Here is a 25,914-nt window from a genome sequence, read left to right as displayed (position 1 = left end):
TTGCGCAAACTCTTTGAGAATTTTCTATCTGCTCATATCAAATAAAAAAATAACTGGTATCTAAAATGCGATTAACGTGTTTTATTATAGCAATCTCTTCCTTTGCTTTTCTACAAATGAGTGCCCTCAGCTTATCCTCACCCTTTATGCAAAATACCGTATTGATTTAAGCTGTTTTTTATTGCTTTTGTCATTGTAACAATGAATAATGCAGTCAGCCTAACCAATGCCCTTGATGGACTTGCTATCGCTCCTGTAATAATTGCAACATTATCTTATACTCTGATTTCTTACCTTTGTAGGAAGATAAATTTTGCTGATTATCTTACAAATTTATTATCTTCCTACACACTTTTCAAAACCTCACGAAAAGCTCTCTCCCCCTTAAAATCAAATCCAAAAGCACAATTTTAAAAATAGCTAAAAATAAGCATTAGCAATAGAAGGACGAGAAATCGCTTTTGAGAGAGCCATAGCAACAGTTTCACCAAATTTGTGAGCCTCTTCACGTCTCTGACCATTTTCACAAGCAAATGAAACCGCCTCGCGACGCACTTGCTCAATAAACAGCTCTTGCTGCCGAGGACTCATTTTAGAAAGGTGCACGATAATATCCGGAAAAGCCATTGCCCATCTCTCTAGCAACACCCCCTCCGTTACCTCAACTTGCTGAGAAGAAGAAGTGTAGCCAGAAAAAAACTGATAAACAGCAACACTGCGAGAAGCAAAAATGCTAACACCAAAAATAAGAAATATAAACAAAATAAAAGCAATACGACCGGAGAAAAATCCCATCATCTCTTACTTAAAGATTACAGACTGCAAATATAGGCTCCTTCCATAGCATTCAATGATGACTCAATAAAGAAAAATTCTAACCATTGAAAATAAACGCAATAACACTAACCAATAAACAACCGCTACCCGCCTATATACTGAGACACTATAGATGAAACAATAGCATATCTTACGCCTTTTACCCCTGATAACATCTTACCAAACTCTAAAAAAAACTACAAAAAACCTGACTGAGGAAATCCTCAGCCAGGCCAGACAATCTAGGGGATCCACGCGGGGGGGGGGGGAGGAGGTTCCCCGATTGTCCTCTCACATCAACCACTAAGATAGCCGATGTAATATCTTTGCTATGGAATAAAATGCTTTAAACAACAAGAAATTCTTATCATCTTCTACGCAAAAAAGCATAAAAGAATTATAAATTATTTAAAAATGACGATATTTAGGCAAAAAAAATTTAAATTGACCCAATTTGAAGCAACTTTATTCCAAAAAAACATCAATCAGAATCTACGACTATTGTAATTTTTATAATAATTTTTTTCATAACTCTGATGATCATCATTAAAAAACAAGCAATTTGTATATATTCACCCTATAAAAAGCAAAGTCCATACAAGCAGAATCACTTGTCCAACAGCGATCATCACAAAAAGAAAAACGTAGACTTTTAAAACTGATACAATAACAGCAAAAAATATCTGCTTAAAAGAAGATATGGATTGTTGAAATAAAGACAATAAATTAGCTAAACCGAATCTTATCTATCTTCATAAAAAATTCTACAAATGATCCTTTAAAATATTGTCAAACTCCTTACGCAACAACATCAATGAAAAATTTAAACAGCTGCTTTTACGAAAAAAATAAGAACGCTAAAGGTATTTTTTCGAATCATGCCCTATGATCATTCCAAATAGCGATAAATTATTTTTCACTAGCCAACAGACTCCAACGCATTTTAACATAACAAATAAAGATCCGTGCAAACATTTTCTCTTAATTTCTATCACTTAAACTAATCCGTAAAAGAATAAACACAGCAGTTTTTATGCTCAAAAATTGTTACACTCTGTTTTTTAACGTAAATAATCCATTGATTTGCAATCATAACGCATCATTTTACAACTTACTTGAGAGATCTGAATAGCGTAAGGTCCTCTTATTTCAAATCTTCTTATATTGAATCAATAAAAAGCATTCATTTGCATATCACAAGCCAAAAGAAGCATGTGAATACCACTAAAAGGTGTAGATACCTCCAATGAGCCATTTGAAAATAAGATCTGCAGCAACATGAGAAACTGGAAAACAAAATGGTAAAGCCGGCTTACAACTTTTACTTAAACTAAAAATGGTAGTGCTCTATGAATTTTATACTATATTCTCCATGAGCTGCATCTAAAATGAACGCGAAAACATAAAAAGAAAGAAGAAAACCACTTTTAGCAAGAAAAATGGACTTATTTAATAATCCTCATTGCTTCTAATGATAAAGATACGCGAAACTATGCCATAATATCACTCTTTTCTTTACATAGCCTCTGCAGAAGCTATCTTAATTTGACTTTATGAAGATAACATAAAGGATCTGTACAAGTACCTGTCCGAATTCATCAAGCCAAATGTGTATGACGATTATCATTTGCAAAATATTTTATAAAATCCGGAATATCACTCCAATCCATTGCTGGCCTATAAGTGTTTTCATAGTGGTGTTTGCTGAATTTTTTCTGTTACTTATCATCAATATCAACGCTTAGCACATCAGCCACATTTGAAATAAAAATTAAGACGAACGCTCCCTGCGAACCGTTTCAGATTTTATATACCCAATGAGAGTAAAAAATATTTATATCTGTTTGAGGAATTGTTAAACAAGGAAAACCATCATTCATTTGGGAAAAAATATAAAAACCTAAAGACAAAATCTGTTGCCATCTTTACCCTTCCTTTCATTTTGTTTTACGACTTTCAAAAATACTCATAATGCTGTATTTCAAATAATGAAAATTGTGCATTGTCTTATGCTATTTTCGTTCTTTTTAGCATCTTTTTGCACCCCTCACAAAAAAACTCTAAGGTACTTCTCGTCTAAGAACCTGCTTTAAAGAGACATTTTACCCTGTTTCACCCACTCTCTTTGTGCCATTAAAGATACAACTTAAGCCCTATTGATCATCATCATCTTTGACTTTATGAAGACACGAATTATCACTCCATTATAATATAGTTAATCTTACATTGAGAAATGTGCATAAGAGATGTCATTCCTTTTCCAAACGGTATTATTAATACAAAAACCTGCTCTTGTAACATACAAATAAACGCTTTTAGATTCTAAAAACAAAAGATTTTAAATGAAAAAATATTCTTGTATTTGAGCTTTTTATTGAAGTTTTAAAAGAATATATTATCGTTTAAAATCAATATATTGACTAATAAAACGAAGATGATATCAGGACACCTTAAATAATGATCCTCATAAGCTTAACTCTATAGAAGGTGTTTCATTATACAGCCTACACGCCGCTATAAAACACCAATACTCCCATATAAAAACATAATACAAATGTAAAAAACAATAGCTTATCAATGATTGAATAAAGTTTTATCTCTACGCTATTCCTTGAGAAAAATCAGAGAATAAAGTGCGTTAACAAACGCGATTTATGCAAAATCTACTTGTTTATCTTTGATATCGTCAACTAATAAACGCGGATCACGAGCAAGCCAAAGTGTAACCATGCCCTCCTTACTATTTTCATTTTGTATAGGAGTAAGACAAACTGTTTGCTCTAGCATAAGTCCGGCATTTTTTAGCCACTTTTCTATTTGTAAAGTCGAAAATCCAAGACGCATATGTGCTTGATCAAAATGTGAAGAATCAGCTTTATGATAACCCAAATCCACAATCAATAAACGCCCATAGGGACGCAAAACACTTGATATCTCATGAAGAAACATTTCAGGATTTTCAAGAAAATGTAAAACCCAATGAAGAATAACTAAATCAAAAGTTGTATCTCCAACAGACAAGTGAAAAACATCGCTATCAAGCACAACTTCAACCGCATGCGTATAAAGATTAGAAAACAATTTTAAGATAGAGTCTCCACCTCTTCCAATATTCAGCATCATCTGAAATGGTTTATCGCCAATGATTTCAAGTAAAGAGTTTTCTACACCATGATCTGCCATATAGGATGACCGTAATACATCCCGTTGCAACGCATTTTGTAAGAAATGCTTCTTCCTCCTTTTTTGACGCTGCTTTTTAACATCCTTCAAACGTTCTAAATCATGCGCTAACAACACATCATTCTTTGGTAAAGACGAAAGAATACCCATCACAATGTCTTTACCCCCAAAATCATGACAAAGCTTAAAATAAAGGCTATCCCCCTTCTGATAACGCTCAATCAATTGTGCTTCGTACAATAAACGTAAATATCGTGATATACATGCTTGCGACTGATCAAGAATAAAAATAAAATCAGGGATTGTTAAATCTTCATGACGCAAGAGCGTAAGAACACGTAAATGGCTTACTTCTGCAACCGCTTTCAGCAGCTCAATTATTGCATCTAAACTTGTACTTTTTTTCATAATTATCCCCTAAACATTCCTATAAACATTTGTTTATAGGAAAAAAAGTCAAGCATACAACGCATATTCTCATCTATTTTGTGCTCTCTATTTTATCATACTATGAAAAAAATAGGCTCATGTAAAAAACGAACAGATCTTATCCATCTGTTTCTCGTTATGATGATAATACATTGATTTATAATAATAATTCATTCATTTTAACTTGAATAAAAAACCGGAATACCATAAATTTTTCTCATTTCAAATCTATTGATGATAAATCAATCCAAATCATTCTCTTACAGCACATAAACGGAGGGAACATATAGATAAAAATACCTTTTATGCCCACCTCAAAACAAGAACTGCATACCATTGAGAAAAAATAAATAATATGATAGTGTCAGCTTGCATCTTTATTAAGTAAAGACGATAATGCTCAATGACCAGAGCATTTGTAGAAGTAATACTATACTCTTCATCTCCTCCTTTTCATTGCAATTTTACAAGCAATAACCGGTTATATATCATGAGTAGAATAACCCTATTTAGCTCATAATTTCATAAGATGTCTCTTACTTTTTTCAATGAATAAAAACTTCCACAGAGCACACACACACTTTATTTATGAAATAACAAACACAATAAAATACACTATTATTCCAACAAAGTTGCGATAAGATAAAAATTCTAGCGTGTAAGAGGTTTATAATTTGCATGCTTAGGATTAAGAGATTCCGCCCCAAGACGACGAACTTTATCAGCCTCATATTCAGCAAAATTACCTTCAAACCATTCTACATGACCATCACCTTCAAAGGCTAAAATATGTGTTGCCAATCGATCAAGAAACATACGATCATGCGATATGATAACTGCACAACCAGCGAAATTTTCCAATGCATCTTCCAATGCACCCAATGTTTCAGTGTCAAGATCATTTGTCGGTTCATCAAGAAGAAGCACATTCCCCCCCTCTTTTAGAAGTTTCGCCAAATGTACGCGATTGCGCTGCCCTCCTGATAAATTTGCCACCTTCTGCTGCTGATCTGCCCCCTTGAAATTAAAAGCCCCGCAATAAGCGCGGCTATTCATCTCATATTTGCCTAATTTAATAATGTCATTTCCACCAGAAATTTCCTCCCAAACAGTCTTATCCCCCACCAAGGAATCGCGACTCTGATCCACATAACTCATGTGAACTGTTTCACCGATACGTATCTGACCTGAATCGGGATTTTCCTGTCCCGTTAACATTTTAAACAAGGTCGACTTTCCCATACCATTGGCACCAATAACGCCGACAATGCCGCCAGCAGGAAGTTTAAAAGAAAGAGAATCAATCAATACACGTTCACCATGAGCTTTAGAGAGATTATCAACCTCAATAACAACTTGTCCTAACCTTTCTCCAATAGGAATAATGATTTGCGCCTCTCCAGGACGGCGCTCACGTGCTGCTTGAACCAACTCATCATAAGCCTTAATCCGAGCTTTTGACTTTGCTTGTCGCCCTTTTGGACTAGAAGCGATCCATTCTTGCTCACGTGATAAAGCACGTTGACGCGCTGCCTCTTCACGGCCTTCCTGAGCCAAACGCTTGGCTTTAGCCCCCAAATAAGCAGAATAGTTCCCCTCATAAGGAATACCTCTACCGCGATCTAATTCTAAAATCCAACCCGTTACATTGTCGAGAAAATAACGATCATGGGTTATCAAAAGCACAGCCCCAGGATATTCACGTAGATGCCTCTCAAGCCAAGCCGTCGTTTCAGCATCTAAATGGTTTGTCGGTTCATCCAAAAGTAATAAATCAGGTTTTGACAAAAGTAATTTACAAAGCGCAACACGCCGCTTCTCACCACCAGAAAGTTTTGTGACATCCCCATTGGCTGGCGGACATCCAAGAGCAGCCATAGCCATTTCCACTTGACTTTCTAAATCCCAAAGATTCTGACTATCAATAATATCCTGAAGCTGTGCACTTTCATCAGCCGTTTCTTCGCTATAATTCATCATCAATTCGTTATAACGCTCAAGAATTGCCTGTTTATCTGCAACACCTTCCATCACATTGCCGCGCACATCTTTGCTTGCATCAAGCAAAGGCTCTTGTGGTAGATAGCCACAGCGCGCTCCTTCACAAAGCCATGCTTCTCCTGTATATTCCTTATCTAGCCCAGCCATAATACGTAAAATCGTTGATTTACCAGCACCATTTGGCCCTAAAATACCGATCTTCGCATCTGGATAGAAAGACAAATGAATATTTTCTAAGATTTTTTTATTGCCGTAAGACTTGTTGAGCCCAGCCATATGATAGATAAATTGACGTGCCATAAATTTCTCTTTATATTGCGCGATATTAAAGATTAGGGTTTGAAAAAATTGCTTTCGCTTTTTGAAACTGTACAGTAAATAGTGCTTACACCGTATCAAAAGCTTTTCGCTTTATATTGGTACATTTTTTCTAATCTCACAAGCCCCAGTATGGTTCTGAATGCAAAAAAACATCGCCTCAAAAAGCAAAAAGCAAATCTTTTTAGCTGTCCCTGAAACATGTTATCAAACATTGCCCATCTTTTCCATACCAGATATAACCTTGTATTTTTATCGTATTAAACCAACTTATCAATGTGATAGGATACCAGAAAGAAAAGCAATTCTCTACGCGCCTTCTTTTTTTGCCTTATGGGCTTTATATTACGCCGTAAAAAATCCTTCCCTTTTTTCATCGATTTTTTGTTACGGGAAACAATGGACTTCACCCCTTTCCTTGATGTGGCTTAAATTACGTTTACAAAATGACTGCCGCCTTATGGGATCTGACGTCCCAAGCCCAATGATCATGAAGGCGTTGCATCAACACGTAGCAACAAATGACTACAGTGCACTCCCCATTGGTACGTGGTTACAATTCGTAAAAAACTATAAAACAAATTGTAAAAACTTATCCATTCCCCTCTTTTGGCTTGATAACTGTAAAAATAGTATCAATATTCAGCAACTCATTTCAAAACTTCAAGGCGAAATATAGCTTTTTAAAAATACGATAAAAGCGCGTCTCCTATGAGGAATATATTTATGGAAAAAAAAGCCTTAATCGTCATTGATGTTCAAAATGACTTCTTACTTGGTGGAGCACTTGCAGTACCACAAGGTGATACTATTTTACCCGCCATCAATAATCTCATAAATCATTTTGATCACGTTATCTTAACCCAAGACTGGCATCCCAAAAACCATTGCAGCTTTGCTTCCTGCTATCCTGAAAAAAAAACCTATGATACAGTCACTCTTGACTATGGTCCTCAAATACTTTGGCCTGATCATTGTATACAAGGAACACAAGGAGCAGAGTTTCATACATCTCTTAGAGTGGAAAAGGCACAACTTATCCTTAGAAAAGGCTATAATCCAAAAATGGATAGTTATTCTGCCTTTCTTGAAAATGATCAAAAAACACCAACAGGTTTACATGTTTATCTCAAAGAACATGGTTTTACCAAGCTCATTATGTGCGGCTTAGCAACTGATTTTTGTGTCGGATTCTCTGCTCTTCACGCCATACAATACGGTTTTAAAGTCAGTGTTTCATTAAATGCTTGTGCTGGTATTGATGTAAACGGATCACTAAACACTATGCTTAAAACTATGAACGAAGCAGGTATAGAACTGTTAATGCTCTCCTAAAATATTCTTTTCTCATCTACCATTATAACATTCTGATTTATAATGAATAAATTTTTTTACCTATTTAAGAAAGGAACCCAAATATCGTAAAATTCTCTCATTTCACCCCTATTTCAATACCATTCTCTTAAAACATCATAAATAGGATTGATGTATGAATAAAAATCTTGCAAAAAAAACAGCCAAAATGCTTCTTATGAATCATTAAATGCAAAAGCAGTTATGATACTAAAAGCTGGTAAAAAGTATAGCGTAAACTTGCACCTTATATTGAAGTCAAAAAGCCTCTATACGTCAAAAGTTATCCAAAAGATTATACATTATTTACCTCATGGAGGGAAATCGCGCAATAGTGTCAACTTTAAAACAAAAACATCAATAAGCAATAACATGGCATTTTTTGCATAAAAAGCCTCTCTCTATTCAAAGACATGCGATAAACAAAAGCGTGAGAAAACACGAATTTTTCATTACTTACGACACGCCCTGTTTATCCAATTGACAACGCTTAAAACGAATCGAAGAATACAATGCCATTCCAATAATACAGACTCCCACAAGTCCTGTTAAAACTTCAGGAACCGATATAATCGTTTGCAGATACATAATCACTGCAAGAACTAGAATTGCATAAAAAGCACCATGCTCTAAATAACGATAATGCAATAATGTGCCTGATTCAACCAACATAATTGTCATAGAACGAACGTAAAATGCTCCGATACCAAGACCTATCGCAATAATAAAAAGGTTGTGTGAAAAGGCAAAAGCACCAACCACGCCATCGAAAGAAAAACTAGCATCAAGAACTTCTAAATAAAGAAACGCCCCTACTCCCCCGTGAGCTACTGTTGTTAAAGTCTTTTGAGGAGTATCCAAGAGATGACCGACAACTTCAACACCGATAAAGGTCAAAAGTCCATAAAGTGCTGCCAATAAAAAAGTTATTTTATTTTCTGCGTCAATCTGACCTGAAACAAATAAGATCAAAATCAAAACAATTGCAATATCAATTCCAACAAGCGCCCCAAACTTTTGAGCAGGTCTCTCTATAACATTAAGCCAATGCACTTCTTTTTTAGAATCAAAAAAATATTTTAAGCCAACCATCATAAGGAAAGTTCCTCCAAAAGCGGCAATCCCCATATGTGCATCGATTAAAACTTCGGCATATCGATGTGGTTCCCATATCGCTAATTTGACTGCCGCAATGGGATTAATCCCAACAGCAACGACAACCACCAATAACGGAAAAACAATCCGCATCCCAAATACAGCTATCAAAATGCCCCATATAAGAAAACGGCGACGCCATAACGGATCCATTCTACCAAGAATACGCGCATTGATAATAGAATTATCAAAAGATAAAGAAATTTCCAAAATCCCTAAAACACAGCAAATAAAAAAATATTTAAGAAAACCAGTAATGCTTCCCGTTTCGAACCAACCAATAGCCCCTCCTAAAAAAATACCAATAATCGTGAAAAAAAAAGCACACCCAAAATAGCGTAATAGGGCCATGATCATTCCTCAAAGTTTATTTTCTAATTCAACTACAGCACACACAGTATAAATCCAAAGCTTGCATCTCTTTAAAATTGCATTTATTAATGCAGAGGTGTATAGAATATATATGGTAAAGTTACATGAGAATTTTCTCAAAAAAACAAGAGACAGAATGCAGTAAACACAAAATTTTGTTTTGAAATAAATATTAGTCCTCAATACAATAAATTAAAAATAAAAAAATAAAGAGAAATTAAAACTATAATATTGACATTACATCATAGAATATTAATACATAGTGTGCTTTTATTAATCAAAATTTATACCATGATGATTTACTGAGGGAGATAATTCGTGGCACGTCCTGAAACTGAATCAAAAACTATATTTGGAAAACGTTTACGTTATGTACGTCTTGCTTTAGGTGATCCATCACGTGAAACCTTAGCGAAAAGTTTTAGCATGACAAAAAATTCCATTGCTTTTTACGAGCGTGGAGAGAGAGAACCCAATCTTAGTGTTTTACAAACATACCGCACGTTGTATGGTGTCAATATTAATTGGCTTTTAACTGGACAAGGAAAAATGTTTGATGCCGAATACACAAAGGGTGATTTTGACTGGAATTATTTTATTAAAAAAATTGAAGGGCTTGAAGAAACAATTGCCAATAATGATCATAATGAAAAACTAAATCGAGAGAAAATCGATAGCTCTTATGAAAAATTGCAGCAATATTTATCAAAGCAAGGTATATCAAATGGACTAACCCCTAAAACGGCAATCTCTTTGATTGATATGAAAGCCAAAATGGCCAATTCTTATACTCTTAGTTTATTTATTGATTTACTCATTCGCAGCGTATCCCAAAAAGAGGTTATAGCAAACCAATAAACGTCTATTTTAAAAGAGAAAAAAGAAACGATTAAACTCTACCAGTGTGGAGAACAGTTTTTTATTGTGTCCATGCTGGTGGAATTTTGTATTCTCTATAAACTTTGTTTCTGTAATGATAGTAAAAATATTCGCATTATAAATGAATATATAGTGTCATTAAATTAAAAAAAATAATTTTATAGTATAAAATTCTCATTCATATCTTATTGACAAGAAATTTTTTCTTGTTAAAAGAATAATAGCTCTCATAGAAGATTTTTTTAGGTCAGAAAATTTAAGGGGCATATATTGACGACTTCCTATAGAGACATAGATTAATGTTCATAAACGGATTAGTTGAGTATTTATCCTGAAAATTATCAGCTATTTTATGAGGTGGGAAGCATGTATTTTGAAGTGTTTCAAGGAGTTCACAATCAATGGTACTGGCGTTTAATCTCGGGAGATGCACAAAAAATTGCTTTTTCAAGTAAAGGTTATCCAACAAAACAAGATATTCTTATGAATATTGAACAAATCAAAGAAATTACGCATAAGGCTCTTATCAGAGAATTGCAGTCCTGACATTCTTTACCATTAAGATAAGCATTTATTTTATATAATGGAGTTTTGAGTTATTTTGGTGATGAATGAAAAGTAACTGATTTTATCTCAATGAAAGAGGGCTTTTGTCTTATTTTTAACACGCGCAAATAACAGTAAATTTTTGCAGGTTGTATGTTTGTTTTCAAACATAATCAGATCTTTATAGCATCTATCAAGAGCCCCCCTCAAATTTTGTATTTTTCATAAAAAGCAAATGCACATGAAGATAAGATAAATCATAAATTAGGAATATGATTGCTCTCGCAGAGATTAATATCTTTTACGTTCATCTTCCTATTCTGTGTCCGATAGCATAACTGGCTTATCCACTTCATCTTCATAAAAAGAAAATATCTCTTTCTTTCTATTATCATGCAATTTTTATGCCTATTGGTTGAAGCTATCATAATATTTTTATATCCCAACACCTAAAAAGAACATACAAAATCGCTTTCAGTAATAATATAATATCACCACAACAATTGTTGAATCTTATATACAGATTTTTTTAATAACCTAGCATATCTATAAATCAGTGCATTATCATAAAATTTTATTTTATGATCAATGATACTCTATCTTATAAAATTAAATCTTTTCATAAGTCAGAGTAAACTTGAATATTTTGTTTCAATACAATTTCCCCACCAGCACTGTCATTTACTTCATTAAAGTTTATCTCTCTCATCACTCCAGTCTTTCTAAGACATTTTCAAAACCTTTAATGCATAAATTCGATACAAAAAATGAATATAGTTACTCTTTATCATTTTTAGATTGAAGTTCTTTTTGATATTTCTTTTCATTTTCTTCATATCGTTTAATTTGTTTTTTCAATTTTTCAATCGTTTGATCGCGTCTTTTAATCACCATATTCTGCTCTCTAATAGCTCTATTTCGTTCTTCAGTCATCTTCATAGAATCTCTTAAAAACTCATGCTTTATCCTTCTGGACTCCTCTTTTAAAGCTTTAACTTGACTACGATAATATAAAGAAAACCGAAATATAACTCCGCTGAACAACAAAACAACAACCATTGCTCCCCATAAAATTTCGTTTACACCCATTTAGATCTCCTTTAATTTCCGCTCAAGTAATCATCTTGACCAATTTCTTTGTTGCATCCTCAATCAAAAAAAGAATGCAATAAACCGGCATGTTCTAAGTGCGAACAATCACTCTCGGCATTCTTATTTTCTCTATTAAAACATTGATAAATGATGTAAAAATCACTCTGAAAGTGGCTAAATCCACACGCTCACACCAATTATTTGCGACATATTTATTGACACAAAATATATAAAATAAGGAATTTCAAACAAAACGAACGATGCAATAAAATCAACACATGCCTTCCTCAAACACTCCTATCTTCCTCTTGTACACCATGTGAAATTCTGCTACGTGTAGGTTCTTTTTCTTACAAAAATCTGCAGGGTTAAAAGCACAGCATTTCTGTAAAATTTGGCCCTCTTGTAAATCTTTACATCACGACAAACTAAAGCGTTTTCATAAACTCTAACCTTTCTATAATCACGAGCATCACCATAAACTTGAAAACATTGAACATTCAAAACTTGATCAAAAAAGAGCGCATTAGTTTAAACATATACATCTCCATTCACATGTAAATAATTATAAAACCTCCCCTTTCATAAACACGCGAATTCTTGCATCCCCCTACACAACCATATATTAACGTATTGTTATAAATAACAATATCCTTGTAAAGACAGACTTCATTATAACCGCAACATCATAAAAAATACATTCATTCTCATAAAACACATTGATCGAGTATATCCATCCTACCAAACCACCACCTTTGTGAATCAGATTATCTTCATGTTCAATAAAATACCTAAGATCACCTTTTTTGATATTTCCCAAATTTCTTAACGCACACACGCGATATACTAACTGATAGTGATCTAATTTATTACAATAAAGGAAAAATCAGCATTCTTTGCTTATGAATTTATATTTTTTTCTACAGCCATTACCCTATCTCTTAAGGCTCTAAAGCTTCATTATAGTCACATACCGCCTCAATGCAGAATTTTTTTACAAATGCTGATATCGGAGTATATCTTGATTTATCATATCGCTGCGTATACTATTATGATAAAATCTCATGAGTATGTGAGAGTGTATTACCGTTTTCGGTATACGCACTGATTTTGTCACATCGTCACAACCGTATAACTAAGCAACCATTTTTTATTGATTCGAATCTGAAAGTGTATGGAGACATTTTGTTATTAGTTAAAAACAACTCTATATGCCTCATAAGCGAAGAGCTCTGCATGGATATTCTCACGCTCCTTGTATCATATATTCTGGATTCGCAACGCAATATTAACGCTATAGCGTAAATATGTAAAGGTCTAAAAATGACACAGACTGAAAAAGATTGGTTCCAACGCTTAGTTGAATTGATAAAAAGTGACGGACGAACAATGATTGAAATAAGCAGAGCTGCAGGCTGTGGACAAAATTACGTCCAACAAATGATAAATGGAGGCAAGAGGCCTTCTGTAGATAAACTCATGGCTATTTTGAATACACTGGGAAATGCTAGTGCCATATATGTAATAACTGGTTTCAACATTTCCGATGAAGATTTAAAACTCATAACTTTGATTTCGTCTGGAGATAAAAAGAAGATTGAAGCTTTAAATGTTCTGTTGAATGAGCAGAATCTATAGAATTTTCTACTTTATCCAATATCGCTTGCTTTTGAGACGTCGATAAAGACTCCCATTTCACAATAATATCAGATAAAGTTGTTTCAAATTTTTTATCATTCTTCATAGTCATACTCCATGTAGTCACACTATATAACGCTAAAGCGTTTAAAATATATCTCATACCTTAGAAAAAAATATTTGCAATAGGCAGTATGGAAGCAATTGTGTACAAACTTATTTTACAAAATCAGATGAAGTTCTATTAGTCATGTACCATGGTGAAACAGAAAGCATCACACGATCCAGACCTTCTTATGAAAATTGGTATAATCTATCAAAAACGCGAATAATGTTACGCAGATCTTACGATTCGGACCAATAAAAACTAATGTGAAAATATCCCTGAAGACACTCCTGAACTCTATATAAGAGAACACGAAAGAGCTTTTTTGAAAAAAATACATCACAATTTATTCTACATAGCACCATCTATGTTTTTTTAACAATATTGCAAAACAAGAATATAACAATGTTATAGGAATAAATTCTTATAAACAGAGCCACACTACCTAAAACTCTGTAACACGTTTACAGGTAACCTCCCCTCTAAACGCACCTTGTAAATACTAATATAAGTCTCTATCATAAGCAAAAGTGATACTATTAAAAAATAAAACGAATCACCACGTACAATCTTTGTACGTAAATTTTATACAGATTTACAACAAGAGAGAAATTCCCTTATGCAAATGAAGAATTATATTTTCAAAGTATGACTTTGAAGAAGAAGTATACTTTTCCAAAAAAACACTCTCCCTGCCAATAATTTTTCATAAGAGAAGAAACTCATAACAAAGATCAAACTCTCTTCACAATCAATACAAGGAAAATTTTAGCAATACAAAAAATTGCTAGGTTTATCGCAATATTGCTAATTCCTTATATAGAGTAAAATCAAAAAAGACGTCTGCTTTTCAACAATAATTCGGATAACATGAAAATTCTATAATTTAAACATTAAGCAAAAAATACACAAAAACAGAAAATGGCATTTTAATGAATTTTCCAATATCATAGAAAACATTTCTTACAGAATAATAAAATGCTTATTACAATAGAATCTGGATAACGCAAAGCGATAGAAACAATCACTCAATTGACTTTTCAAAGAATAATTAATAAAATTCTTTTCAGAGAACACGCCACCGTCACTATGAACAATATTTCTCACAATATCAAATAGAATTCCTTTCTTGGGAAAAAGAAAATATCAACAAATGTTATCATCGTTGCCCCCACGATACATATGAATGTCCATAGATCACATTCTCTTATACACTAACTTTTCATCACGATGATGCTATTCGAACGTCTAAAAGACATTAACATCATTTAGAAAAAAGCAAATTTACATTAAATGTTTTTTGAGCCATTTGTTCTGAACAGGTCCAATCTTTAAAATTGTCTCTATTAAGATCTGTTTATTTGCAAAACAAGTATAAATAAACTTATCCAATGAAGCTTTTAGCTTTCTATTTTTGAAGTACATCACACAGAAAAAGTACAAAACAGTACACGAATTAAGAAAATAAATAGCGACACATATCAGTTAATCAAAATACTAAAATGTTGCAAATGAGAGAACTTCTTTGATGAGACTAAAAAAACGTACCCTCACTTTATATTAAAGTGAGTGAGAGAAAAAACTGCAAAAAACAACGACTAAAGGCTTCTAGAATAAATAAATAAAAAATGAAAACGGTGGAATCTCAAAAATTTTATATAAGCGATCCATTTTTCTATTGGACATTCCCCTATTGGTGGGCCCGGAGGGACTCGAACCCCCAACCAAGCGGTTATGAGCCGCTGGCTCTAACCAATTGAGCTACAGGCCCCATATAGGTTGTTTCTCTCTAAACTAAAATGCCCTATGATACAAGAGCTGACCCAGATTATAACCAATCTTTTTCTCTTTTCTATTGGTTTTTTTTTCAGTACCCTAGTTTCTTTATAAGAACTCTTAAAAATGATAGAGAGTAGTCAACTGACAAATGTAAAGGAATAGATATGATAGAAAAGAAAACTCAACCACTGAAGGGGTCTCTGGTTAAAATAGCTCTATTAGCATTCACGCTCTTAGCCTCTTCATTGACTGTACGTGCTTATGCTGAAGAAAATAAAATAAAAAATGCAACGATTACAGTGACGGCAATCGGAGAAAGTCAGGCAGTACCGGATATGGCAATTATTAATCTCGCCGTTGTTACCCATGACAAAACAGCCCAAAAAGCTTTAGCTTCCAATAATCAATCTATCAATGATATTATAAAAGCTTTTAAAAACAATGGCATTCAAGCGAATGATTTGCAAACATCAGGCTTATCCATTTATCAGTCGAATCCTGATAACCACCACGAAAAAAAGAATAATGAAAAACTCTATCATGTTTCAAATTCTTTAACTGTCCGCATTCGTGATCTTACCAATGCTGGTAAAATCTTTGATCAAGCAATGACACTGGGGGTTAATTCAGTTAACGGTATTACGTTTACCAACGCAGATACGAAGCCATTTTATCAAGAAGCACGCAAAAAAGCCATTACTGAAGCCATTGAAAAAGCGCAAACGATAGCGCAAGCTGCCGATGTAAAATTAGGAAAAATTATTGAAATCAATGAAAAAGATGATTACTATCATCCAACACCGCGCCTCATGAGCAGAGCAGCAGATGCAAGCTACGCAAATACAAATTTTGCAAGCGGTGAATTAAATTATAACGTGAGTGTCACCGTAGTCTTTGCTATCGATTAAATGAGCAAGCATTGTATAAAACAATCATATCACTGGCCTTCACACAGAAGACCAGTAATATGAGCGAGGTAAGCTTCTTCAGATAATAATTCGTCTTCATAAACCTCTATTTGTCCACGTGCAGAAGCATGTGCGTAATGCACCGTCTGAGAATCCCCTGATACCAATGGATGCCACCACGGAAGATCTTCTCGCTCATAAACTAATCTATAAGCACAACTTTCTGGAAGCCAACGCGCCGTTTTAACTGTTGTAATGTCTAATGATATACAATCTGGTACGATTGAGTGACGATGAGCATAGTTTCGACACCTACAAGTTTCTCCATCTAAAAGACGACAAGCAATACTGGTTGCATAAAGGTCACCCGTATCATCGTCCTCAACTTTGTGGAGGCAACAACGACCACAGCCATCACAAAGGCTCTCCCACTCAGAAATGGAAATTTCTTCTAATTTTTTCACTTTCCAAAAGGGAAGTTTTCCACTCATAAACTCAAGCACACCTTTTTATTTAAAACGATCTATAAAAAACGAAAGAATTAAAAGTTTAATGTCTATAATTTCATATATTTCTGTGTGTTAAAAAGATTTAACTCAATGCATACTTAAATCATTTTCTTAAAATCTCTCTGAATAACAAGAGGATATTCAGAAAATATCTCAATAAATGAACATACTCTATTGAAATATCCCTTTGTAAGCTAACAAAGAATGCAATAGAATGTGCGCCTTGAAATGATAGAATAATTTCTGCAAAGAATACACCTTTCGCATCAAAAAGTCAGTATGCTGCAATAGCAGCACTATAAGTTTATTCTTAATACATCCCCTCTTTTAAGAAACAAATAGTTACACGCAAGAGAATATTTTACCATTCATTTTTTTGAAAGACGACCACACCACTCTTTGCCCCATATCTGTTATTTTCAGAAAGAAAAATACAAAATCCCAAACCCCAGAAAAACATTAAATATCATCAACTTTCTAGATTATTCAAAGCCACCTCATATTTTTCTTTTTTTTTTCAAAAAATCATCCAAATACAAGAGAATACCCCTCCCCCCCTCATTAAGAAGAAAGGAGGAATTCTTAAAATGTATGAATTTCTTTATTTAAGAATCGAGAAAACTGCGCAACTTTCGCGAACGACTAGGATGTTTCAATTTACGAAGTGCCTTTGCTTCAATCTGACGAATACGCTCTCTTGTAACTGAGAATTGTTGTCCCACTTCTTCCAATGTATGATCGGTATTCATCCCTATTCCAAACCGCATCCGCAAAACACGTTCTTCTCGTGGTGTTAATGAAGCAAGAACACGTGTTGTCGTATCTCGAAGATTAGCCTGAATAGCTGCATCAATCGGCAATAAAGCATTTCTATCCTCAATAAAATCACCCAAATGGGAATCATCCTCATCACCAACCGGTGTTTCAAGTGAAATAGGTTCTTTTGCAATTTTAAGAACCTTTCGCACTTTTTCTAACGGCATAGAAAGCTTGCTAGATAACTCTTCTGGTGTTGGTTCTCGTCCAATTTCATGGAGAATCTGACGCGAGGTACGAACGATTTTGTTAATTGTTTCAATCATATGAACAGGGATACGAATAGTCCGTGCCTGATCAGCAATTGAACGCGTAATAGCCTGACGAATCCACCATGTCGCATAAGTCGAAAACTTGTAGCCGCGCCGATATTCAAACTTATCCACAGCCTTCATCAAACCGATATTGCCTTCTTGAATAAGATCAAGAAACTGCAAACCACGATTAGTGTATTTTTTTGCAATTGAAATGACAAGACGCAAATTAGATTCTACCATCTCTTTTTTGGCAATTGTTGATTCGCGTTCACCTTTTTGCACCTGCATAACAATCCGACGGAATTCACCAATTGAAATAGCCGTTTCTTGTGCAAGATTTTGTATTTCACTCCGCAATTTTTGAATTTCTTTTGCTTCACGCATCGAAAATTCTTTCCAACCAGGTGTAGGTAAAGTGGCAATATAATTCATCCAATCTGCATCCAATTCACGTCCCTGGTATTCTTTTAAAAAATCCTCATGGCCAATTCCATAGCTATTGGCAATCCGTTTCAGCTTACCTTCATTCTGAATCAATCTCTTATTGATGTCATAAAGCTGTTCAACCAAAGCTTCGATACGATTTTGGTTCAAAGAAAGAGATTTTACGGCTTGAATCAACGCACCCTTTAATTGAATATATTTTTTCTTCTGAGAAGATGTAAGAGCTCCCTCTTTACGCTCTGCCAAACTGCTTTCAACATGCTGATCTTGCAATTTTCGTAATTTTACATAGGTTTGAGCAATAAAATCCAATGTTTCCATAACTTGAGGACAAAGTTCATTTTCCATTGCCGCAAGTGATAAGTTAACATCGTCCTCGTCTTCTTCTTCATCTTCCTCAATGTTTCTCTCTCCTATGCTCTCCCCTATATTATGTATACCAGAAGACATTTTTTCTTCTTTTGTCTTATCCACTTCACTTCTCTCAATAACAGGAGCCTGCTTTGCTTCTGGACCAGCATAAGTAGTTTCAAGATCAATAATTTCGCGAAGAAGAATACGCTGTTCTTTTAACTCGTCACGCCAAATAATAAGAGCCTGAAAAGTCAAAGGGCTCTCACAAAGTCCGGCAATCATTGTCTCACGCCCTGCTTCAATACGCTTAGCAATGGCAATTTCGCCTTCCCGTGAAAGAAGCTCAACAGCCCCCATTTCACGCAAATACATACGCACCGGATCATCGGTGCGATCTGTTACTTCGCGCTTATTCGTTGTCGTTGCAATTGCGTAACTAGAGGACTCTACTAAATCACCGCCTTCTACAGTAACTTCCTCTTCATAGTTTTCGGCATCAACTTCATCCTCATCATCCACAACATTAACCCCCATCTCAGAGAACATCGCCAAGATATCTTCAATTTGTTCGGATGTAACCTCTTCAGACGGAAGAACTGCATTAAGTTCATCCATCGTTACGTAACCATTTTTTTTGGCAAGTTTAATCATTTTCTTGATGGCATCATCAGAAAAATCAAGAAGAGGGCCATCTAAACTCGCTTGGCTTTTTACTTCTGCATTATCTTTCTGTTTAACCTTTGTTGCCATACCATAACTCCACTCGATCACGCCATAGTTTCTATGTGACCAGCTTTTTTGTTCTCACTTCAATCACCCAATAGTTTCTCATATATATTTCTTAAGAGATTACTATTAGAAAGAATACATTTTGTATACACCTTGTCATTCAGACAAAAACGCGGGAAAACTCCAGAAGTTTCCCCGACACCTCTCAGCCCTTCTGAGATAATTTCTGTACCCTATCGTAAGAACCAATTTCCCGCTTTTCCTAAAATTTGCCCGCTTTTTCTAGAATTTAATCATCACCTTTATGAAAATATTACTCCACATAAAACTTCCTTATCTAAAATTTAAGTGACTGATTCGCATTAAAAAAGCGAATCATTTTATCGTATCTTGTGCATTCCCGTCTATTTTTTCATCCAACCAACTTCCAAACCCTTCAATTAACGCTTCTGTTGCCTGCATCTGCTCCAGCTCATTTTTTATCTCACGAAGCAGATCAAAAACCTCACTCTTAGGATTTTCTACAAGTTGCTCTTCAATATCCTGTAACCTTTTATGTAGGTGGTGTTCTTGAAGATGCAAGTAGACAGCTTGTTTTAATATAGCACGTGCATCTTCTATAGGGGCTCCACTAAAGATAATACGCATACCAATATTTTGCACAAGATGTTTCATACGCTCTAACAGAGCCTTTTGCCCTCTTTTTTCCAAGAACGCAACCATTGTCTCTTTATCATGAAGCTGCTGATTGCCAAGAATTTCCAACATAGCTTGATGAAAACACATCAATTGAGTATTTTTTAATTCTAACTCAGAAAGAATCTCAAAATTTTCATACCACAACTCAGGATAGTAAGCTAAAGTGAGTAAAATCACTGCTTCGCGCACAGGAATAGCTTGCGAAGAATTTCGTACTATTTCAGAATTTGCTAACAGAGAAAAGGATTGCTCTTTAAAAATCCTATTTGGCGAAGACAGATCATATCTTCCTCCTCCATTTTTTTTAGAAAAAGAGGGACGAAAAAAATCAAAAAGGCGTTTTTTTACATCTTGCAAATAATAACGACGAACATCTTCATCCTTAATCGTAAAAATTTGTTGTTTTAGGTGTTTTTCCAGAGCTGCTCGTGTCTCTGGAGTTTCAAAATGCTTTCCATAGGTAGCACGCCACCATAAAAGCTCACTCAAAGGAATTGCTTTTTGCAAAAAAGAAGAAAAAAGCTGTGCACCACCAGCACAAACAATTTCGTCAGGATCTTTTCCTTGCGGCAACAAAACAAAGCGTACACAAACCCCAGCCTTTAAAAGAGGAAACACACGATCTGCAACACGAAAAGCAGCTTTTAAACCCGCATCATCACCATCAAAACACAAAATAGGCTCCTTCCCCATCTGCCATAAAAGCTCAATTTGTGCTTCCGTTAATGCTGTCCCTAAGGGTGCTACAACTCCTTCAAAACCAGCTTTAGTCAATGCAATAACATCCATATACCCCTCAACAACAAGGAGTGAATGAATTTTCTCATCGCCAACAAAGCGACTATTTTTGCGAGCTGCTGCCGCGTTATAAAGTATATTTCCTTTATGAAACAGCACTGTTTCAGGGCTATTGAGATATTTTGCTCGTGTATCTTTCTCTAATGCACGCCCTCCGAAAGCCACCACACGTCCGCGCAAATCTTCGATAGGAAACATAATGCGATTTCTAAATCGGTCATAAGAATCCGCGCTCTCCTCATGCACTGAGAGAAGCCCACATTCTTCCATTTGCTTTATTGAAATGCCCTGTGCACTCAAAGCTTCTTTCAAAGCTGTACGCCTTACCGGTGCAAAACCAATGCGGAAACGCTCTACAAGCTCTGGTGTAACACCACGTGCATCCAGATAACGACGTGCTTGTGCACCTCCTTTATCGCGTAAATTATATTGAAAAAAATCTGTAGCAATTTTCATCACATCATAAAGGTCAGCTTTTTCCAGTTGACGCTGATGACTTTGTGAATCCAAAATAGGGAGTTTCATTCCCGCAAAATCAGCCAAACGCTCTACACTTTCTGAAAAGTGCAGTCCATCAAGCTCACACAAAAAGGTAAAAATATCTCCGCTTACACCACAACCAAAACAATAATAGCGTCCTTTATGATCATCACAATGAAAACTTGGCGTTTTTTCACCATGAAATGGACAACAACACCAAAAGTCTCCCCGTGAAGGCTTACTTTTTCGAGGATCAAAATCCACCCGTTGACCAATTACTGTTGAAATTGGGAGTCTCGTACGCAGTTCATTAAGGAAATCGGGCGGAAAACGCATTATCTCTCACAGAGTTTAAAAATTCTTTTTTGCATATTTAACGACTTTAGAGCATAATTCCAATACTTCCTCTTAAGCAGTTGTAAAATTTTAAACCCTCAACTGCATATATTTTTAGAAATGGAGAATAAAAAGTGATCGAATTTATTGCTCAATATCCGTGGTTAGAGGCTATTTCTTGGCTTGTTATTCTTACTATAGCTGCCCTTTTAGTGAACTTTCTAGGACGAAAATTACTTATTCACGGAGCAAAAAAACTCTCTTCTTTTCTCCCAAAAAATACAACGATCGATATTAATAATGCTATTCAATACACAGCGGATATCATTTCAGCTTTTATTCTTTCAATTGGTGTTAATTTTATCTCAACATTGCCCGATGCATTTAGCACTGTCATCGGTAATGTTGCCAACGCCTTCATTATCTTCTTTGTCGTCCTGACAATTTCTTCCTGTCTCAATGTCATTAACATCCTTTACGAACAACGACCAACAGCACGACTAAAACCAATAAAAGGTTATATTCAAATTGCTAAAATTGCACTTTTTGCTGTTGCAACAATTTTAATGGTCGCTACATTAATTGACCGCTCCCCTCTTATTCTCTTCTCCGGTCTTGGTGCAATGGCCGCGGTTCTCATGTTAATTTTTCAAGATACGCTTCTTTCTCTCGTTGCCGGTATTCAAATTTCATCCACTGATATGGTGCGTGTTGGGGATTGGATTGAAATCCCCAATCTCGGTGCCGATGGTGATGTTATTGAAATTGCCTTGCATACTGTTAAAGTTCAAAATTTCGACAACACCATCACCTCAGTTCCTATCCGTAAACTTGTGACCGACCCTTTTAAAAATTGGCGTGGAATGCAAGAATCGGGTGGAAGACGCATCAAACGCTCTCTTTTTATTGATCAATCAAGTATCCATTTTCTCACAAAAGAAGAACAAAAATATCTTTCCCGATTTAATTTATTAGAAAATTATTTCACGCAAAAAGTAGCAGAAATTGATCAATGGAATGCTCAATTAGATAAAAATCATGATGTCTTAGCCAATACACGCCGTTTAACCAACATTGGAACTTTTCGTGCTTATGTTTTTGCTTATCTACAACAGCATCTAAACATCAATCCTAATATGACCCTCATGGCACGACAATTACCTCCTACAGAAAATGGTTTACCTTTAGAAATCTATTGCTTTACGAACACCACCGTTTGGATAGACTATGAACAAATTCAAGGCGATATCTTTGATCACCTTTATTCCATTCTGCCCTGTTTCGGTCTAAAGGTTTTTCAAAATCCAAGCGGTTATGATTTTAATCAAGTATTAAAAGCAAAAGTAAAATAAAAACAATAAACTTCAATTTATTAATTTGAGGCAACCACATTCACAACAACAAAGAAAGAATAAAGTATCATGAATGGTTCATTGGTACTCCTTCATCTTGCCGGCGCTATTTCTTTACTTCTCTGGGCCACACGCATGGTGCGCACAGGAGTTGAACGCGCCTATGGTGACAGACTTAAATATAAAATGTGCCACGTCGTTTCAAAACCATTGTTTGCCGTAAGTTTTGGGCTTTTTACAGCAATGATTTTACAAAGCTCTACAGCAATAACACTCCTCGTTGGCTCTTTCGTTGAATCTGGTTTTGTCTCTGGAGTAGCAGGACTTATGGCTGTACGCGGAGGAGAATTAGGATCAGCAATCGTTGTAAAAATCCTAACCTATGATCTCACACTTGTGGTGCCCCTTTGTCTTTTAATTGGCACTTGTATCTTCATGACAACAGAAAAACGTGAATGGCGTCAAATAGGACGTATTATCATCGGTATTGGTCTTTTGATTTTATCTTTAGAAATGATAAGTACAGCGACAGAGCCTTTACGTGAAAGCGAAATTTTGCCTAGCATCATTCGTTATCTTTCAACCGATCCTGTTTCCACTTTTTTGTTGGCTGCTGGCTTAACCTACCTCTTACATTCATCTATTGCAGGAATCATTTTGCTGGTCAATTTTGCCAATTACGATCTTATCCATACGCAACTCTGTGTTGTCATGGTTCTTGGTGTCAACTTTGGCTCTTCTCTTATAGCACCACTTTTAACGCGCAACGCCTCTCCTAATACTCGCCTCGTTCCCTTAGGAAATTTACTCATGCGTGGAGCAGGGTCAATCCTTATACTTATCTTATTTCTCTCCTTTCAACCACCCATCACATGGCTTGGCAATAACGCCCCTACTCAAGTGATTAATGCCCATATCATTTTTAATGTTTTCATTCTCCTTGCTGGAATACCTCTTTCAAAGTGGGTTTTAAAATTAACCACTCAGATCGTGAATATAAGTGCAAAAAAAACGCAAACCGATAAAACGCTCAATTTATCCGATCAAACAGCTCTTGATGATAGTGTTCTTGAACGCCCAACTCTCGCCCTCTCGAATGTCATGCGTGAAGTCATTCATATTTGTGATCTTGTAGACATCATGCTAGAAAAAATTATGGGACTTTATGAAAAGCCTGATCCCAATATTATTCGTGAACTCAACCAACTCAACACCATATTGGACAAAAAACATATCGCCATCAAACTTTATCTTGCACGATTAGCGGGACAAAAATTATCTGACGAAGAAGCTCTTCAAACGCAAGAACTTCTAGGTGCCTGTATAAAATTAGACCAAGCAGGCGATATCATTATTCACAATATGTTGATGCTGGTTAAAAAGAAACAACAAAAAGGTTTACAGTTCAGCAGCGAGGGCTGGAGTGACCTCCTTCGTTTCCACGCCATTGTACTAGCCAACGCGCATATAGCATTTAACGTTCTCGTCTCACGTGATACACACACTGCACACCTATTGGTACAAAAAAAAGATCAACTACGAAACTTAGAAAAAGAGATGAGTTTAAAACATTTTAAACGTCTGCGTGAAGGGGATCTCAAAAATGTAGAATCATCCAGTCTTCATCTTGACACTGTGCGCGACCTCAAACAAATCAACTCTCTTTTGACCTCAATGATCTACCCCATTTTAGAAGAACAGGGACTTCTTCAAAGTTCTCGTCTACGCAACCCTGTTGAAGAACAAACAGAAAAATCTTAAAATTTTAAAATAACTTGAATAAGAAATGCATCTCATCTATCATTAAATTTTGAACATTCAAATACCTTGATCAAAATATCAATTTAGTAAAAATATTTTATCTATTTGACATTTTAAATGAATTTTCTTCATCGTAAATTTCTTCCATTTAAAATCTACTCATGATGAATTCCTCAAAGTCATTTGCTTGCACATTACAAACAAAGTAGCATATAGAATAGAACTCTTGAAGAAAGACGTCAAAATACCTAACCATCTCAAAGCCAAGACTGTTCAAAACATAAAGAGATGGTCAAGAGCATGACAATTGCAATCTAAACCCGCCTTGTAAAAAGGGAACCGCTTCACAGTAGCAGCGAAACAGAAATACTCTATAAGGAATACAAAACCCCACAAAAATGCAACGTTTATATCAAGATTGGTAGAGGTTCAACCTATACAGCCACGCTATAACCTGTCAACGAAACAATTTTCATTTTAAACATCATTGATATCAATTGGCAAGCTCCAAACTTTTAAATATCCATTTTACTTATTACTTTAATCACAATTGTCTTTTAAATGTAAGAGAGAGCTTAAAAAGCTTATAAATACACTTTATGAATTCTTAAAACATTTTCACTAATATTTTCTTCTTTTATTCATACTTCTCAATTAATTAATTTGTTTATAAATTAAAATGTATTATATAATTTATACTTATTAAGTATTATATATAATATAAATGTGAGTATTATTTTAATATAAAGGAAATTAATAAGTAAAATCTCTAACAGAAATATCCTTTCCACTGGGTAAAAAAAG

At 35.0% G+C, this 25,914-nt stretch carries 17 protein-coding genes and 1 tRNA gene; 8 read left to right on the top strand and 10 right to left on the bottom strand.

Annotation, left to right across the window (positions count from 1 at the left end):
* Positions 1–420 precede the first annotated feature (420 nt).
* From ACFIM1_RS03470 to ettA, 3 genes are all read right to left on the bottom strand, one after another.
* Positions 421–795 carry a hypothetical protein gene (locus ACFIM1_RS03470; RefSeq protein ID WP_375609299.1) on the bottom strand — a complete coding sequence of 125 codons (375 nt, stop codon included), beginning with the start codon at positions 793–795 and terminating at the stop codon, positions 421–423.
* 2,673 nt (positions 796–3,468) lie between these two features.
* The gene (locus tag ACFIM1_RS03465) at positions 3,469–4,407 is read right to left on the bottom strand and encodes an ArsR/SmtB family transcription factor (protein WP_375609262.1); all 939 of its coding nucleotides are present in this window, start codon (positions 4,405–4,407) and stop codon (positions 3,469–3,471) included.
* Positions 4,408–5,079: 672 nt separating this feature from the next.
* A complete protein-coding gene (gene ettA / locus ACFIM1_RS03460; RefSeq protein WP_375609261.1) occupies positions 5,080–6,729 on the bottom strand; it encodes an energy-dependent translational throttle protein EttA in 1,650 nt (549 codons plus the stop codon).
* A gap of 160 nt (positions 6,730–6,889) precedes the next feature.
* Here ettA and ACFIM1_RS03455 point away from each other — a divergent pair, with 160 nt between their 5' ends.
* Positions 6,890–7,426 carry a hypothetical protein gene (locus ACFIM1_RS03455; RefSeq protein ID WP_375606954.1) on the top strand — a complete coding sequence of 179 codons (537 nt, stop codon included), beginning with the start codon at positions 6,890–6,892 and terminating at the stop codon, positions 7,424–7,426.
* Between the two features lie 47 nt (positions 7,427–7,473).
* Positions 7,474–8,082 carry a bifunctional nicotinamidase/pyrazinamidase gene (pncA, locus tag ACFIM1_RS03450; protein WP_375606953.1) on the top strand — a complete coding sequence of 203 codons (609 nt, stop codon included), beginning with the start codon at positions 7,474–7,476 and terminating at the stop codon, positions 8,080–8,082.
* Positions 8,083–8,556: 474 nt separating this feature from the next.
* Here the strand turns inward: pncA and ACFIM1_RS03445 are convergent, their stop codons facing one another.
* Positions 8,557–9,606, bottom strand: coding sequence for a DUF475 domain-containing protein (locus tag ACFIM1_RS03445; protein WP_375609260.1), 1,050 nt, complete (start codon positions 9,604–9,606; stop codon positions 8,557–8,559).
* Positions 9,607–9,945: 339 nt separating this feature from the next.
* Between ACFIM1_RS03445 and ACFIM1_RS03440 the strand changes: the two genes are divergently transcribed.
* Positions 9,946–10,485: a helix-turn-helix domain-containing protein gene (locus tag ACFIM1_RS03440; protein WP_375608225.1), complete on the top strand. Its 540-nt coding sequence runs from the start codon at positions 9,946–9,948 to the stop codon at positions 10,483–10,485.
* A gap of 387 nt (positions 10,486–10,872) precedes the next feature.
* Positions 10,873–11,052 carry a YegP family protein gene (locus ACFIM1_RS03435; RefSeq protein WP_375608224.1) on the top strand — a complete coding sequence of 60 codons (180 nt, stop codon included), beginning with the start codon at positions 10,873–10,875 and terminating at the stop codon, positions 11,050–11,052.
* A gap of 777 nt (positions 11,053–11,829) precedes the next feature.
* On the opposite strand, the gene ACFIM1_RS03430 is transcribed toward ACFIM1_RS03435, so the two are convergent.
* Complete coding sequence (locus tag ACFIM1_RS03430; RefSeq protein ID WP_375608223.1) at positions 11,830–12,141, bottom strand: hypothetical protein; 312 nt, start codon at positions 12,139–12,141, stop codon at positions 11,830–11,832.
* Between the two features lie 1,326 nt (positions 12,142–13,467).
* Between ACFIM1_RS03430 and ACFIM1_RS03425 the strand changes: the two genes are divergently transcribed.
* The gene (locus tag ACFIM1_RS03425; RefSeq protein WP_375608222.1) at positions 13,468–13,782 is read left to right on the top strand and encodes a helix-turn-helix domain-containing protein; all 315 of its coding nucleotides are present in this window, start codon (positions 13,468–13,470) and stop codon (positions 13,780–13,782) included.
* Here ACFIM1_RS03425 and ACFIM1_RS03420 read toward each other — a convergent pair.
* Complete coding sequence (locus ACFIM1_RS03420) at positions 13,706–13,888, bottom strand: hypothetical protein (RefSeq protein WP_375609259.1); 183 nt, start codon at positions 13,886–13,888, stop codon at positions 13,706–13,708. The two genes, ACFIM1_RS03425 and ACFIM1_RS03420, sit on opposite strands and share 77 nt — an antisense overlap.
* A gap of 1,694 nt (positions 13,889–15,582) precedes the next feature.
* Positions 15,583–15,659, bottom strand: a tRNA-Ile gene (locus ACFIM1_RS03415).
* A 172-nt stretch (positions 15,660–15,831) separates the two neighbouring features.
* On the opposite strand from ACFIM1_RS03415, the gene ACFIM1_RS03410 reads away from it, so the two are divergent.
* The gene (locus ACFIM1_RS03410; RefSeq protein ID WP_375608220.1) at positions 15,832–16,575 is read left to right on the top strand and encodes an SIMPL domain-containing protein; all 744 of its coding nucleotides are present in this window, start codon (positions 15,832–15,834) and stop codon (positions 16,573–16,575) included.
* A 29-nt stretch (positions 16,576–16,604) separates the two neighbouring features.
* On the opposite strand, the gene ACFIM1_RS03405 is transcribed toward ACFIM1_RS03410, so the two are convergent.
* The 3 genes from ACFIM1_RS03405 to dnaG all read right to left on the bottom strand — a co-directional run bounded on the left by ACFIM1_RS03405 (position 16,605) and on the right by dnaG (position 21,997).
* On the bottom strand, positions 16,605–17,066 hold the full coding sequence (locus tag ACFIM1_RS03405; protein WP_375608219.1) for a YcgN family cysteine cluster protein: 462 nt from the start codon (positions 17,064–17,066) through the stop codon (positions 16,605–16,607).
* Between the two features lie 623 nt (positions 17,067–17,689).
* The gene (gene rpoD, locus ACFIM1_RS03400) at positions 17,690–19,705 is read right to left on the bottom strand and encodes an RNA polymerase sigma factor RpoD (RefSeq protein WP_375609258.1); all 2,016 of its coding nucleotides are present in this window, start codon (positions 19,703–19,705) and stop codon (positions 17,690–17,692) included.
* 354 nt (positions 19,706–20,059) lie between these two features.
* The gene (dnaG, locus tag ACFIM1_RS03395; RefSeq protein WP_375609257.1) at positions 20,060–21,997 is read right to left on the bottom strand and encodes a DNA primase; all 1,938 of its coding nucleotides are present in this window, start codon (positions 21,995–21,997) and stop codon (positions 20,060–20,062) included.
* A gap of 134 nt (positions 21,998–22,131) precedes the next feature.
* On the opposite strand from dnaG, the gene ACFIM1_RS03390 reads away from it, so the two are divergent.
* Entirely contained in the window at positions 22,132–23,349 is a 1,218-nt protein-coding gene (locus ACFIM1_RS03390; RefSeq protein WP_375609256.1) for a mechanosensitive ion channel family protein, read from the top strand.
* A 69-nt stretch (positions 23,350–23,418) separates the two neighbouring features.
* Positions 23,419–25,110, top strand: coding sequence for a Na/Pi cotransporter family protein (locus tag ACFIM1_RS03385; protein WP_375608216.1), 1,692 nt, complete (start codon positions 23,419–23,421; stop codon positions 25,108–25,110).
* The last annotated feature ends 804 nt before the right edge of the window (positions 25,111–25,914 follow it).

Origin of the sequence: Bartonella sp. AC158YNML (assembly GCF_042196725.1) — a bacterium.
Lineage (GTDB): Bacteria > Pseudomonadota > Alphaproteobacteria > Rhizobiales > Rhizobiaceae > Bartonella.
Note: the sequence above shows the minus strand (reverse complement) of the source record. Positions and strands in the feature narration are given on the sequence as shown.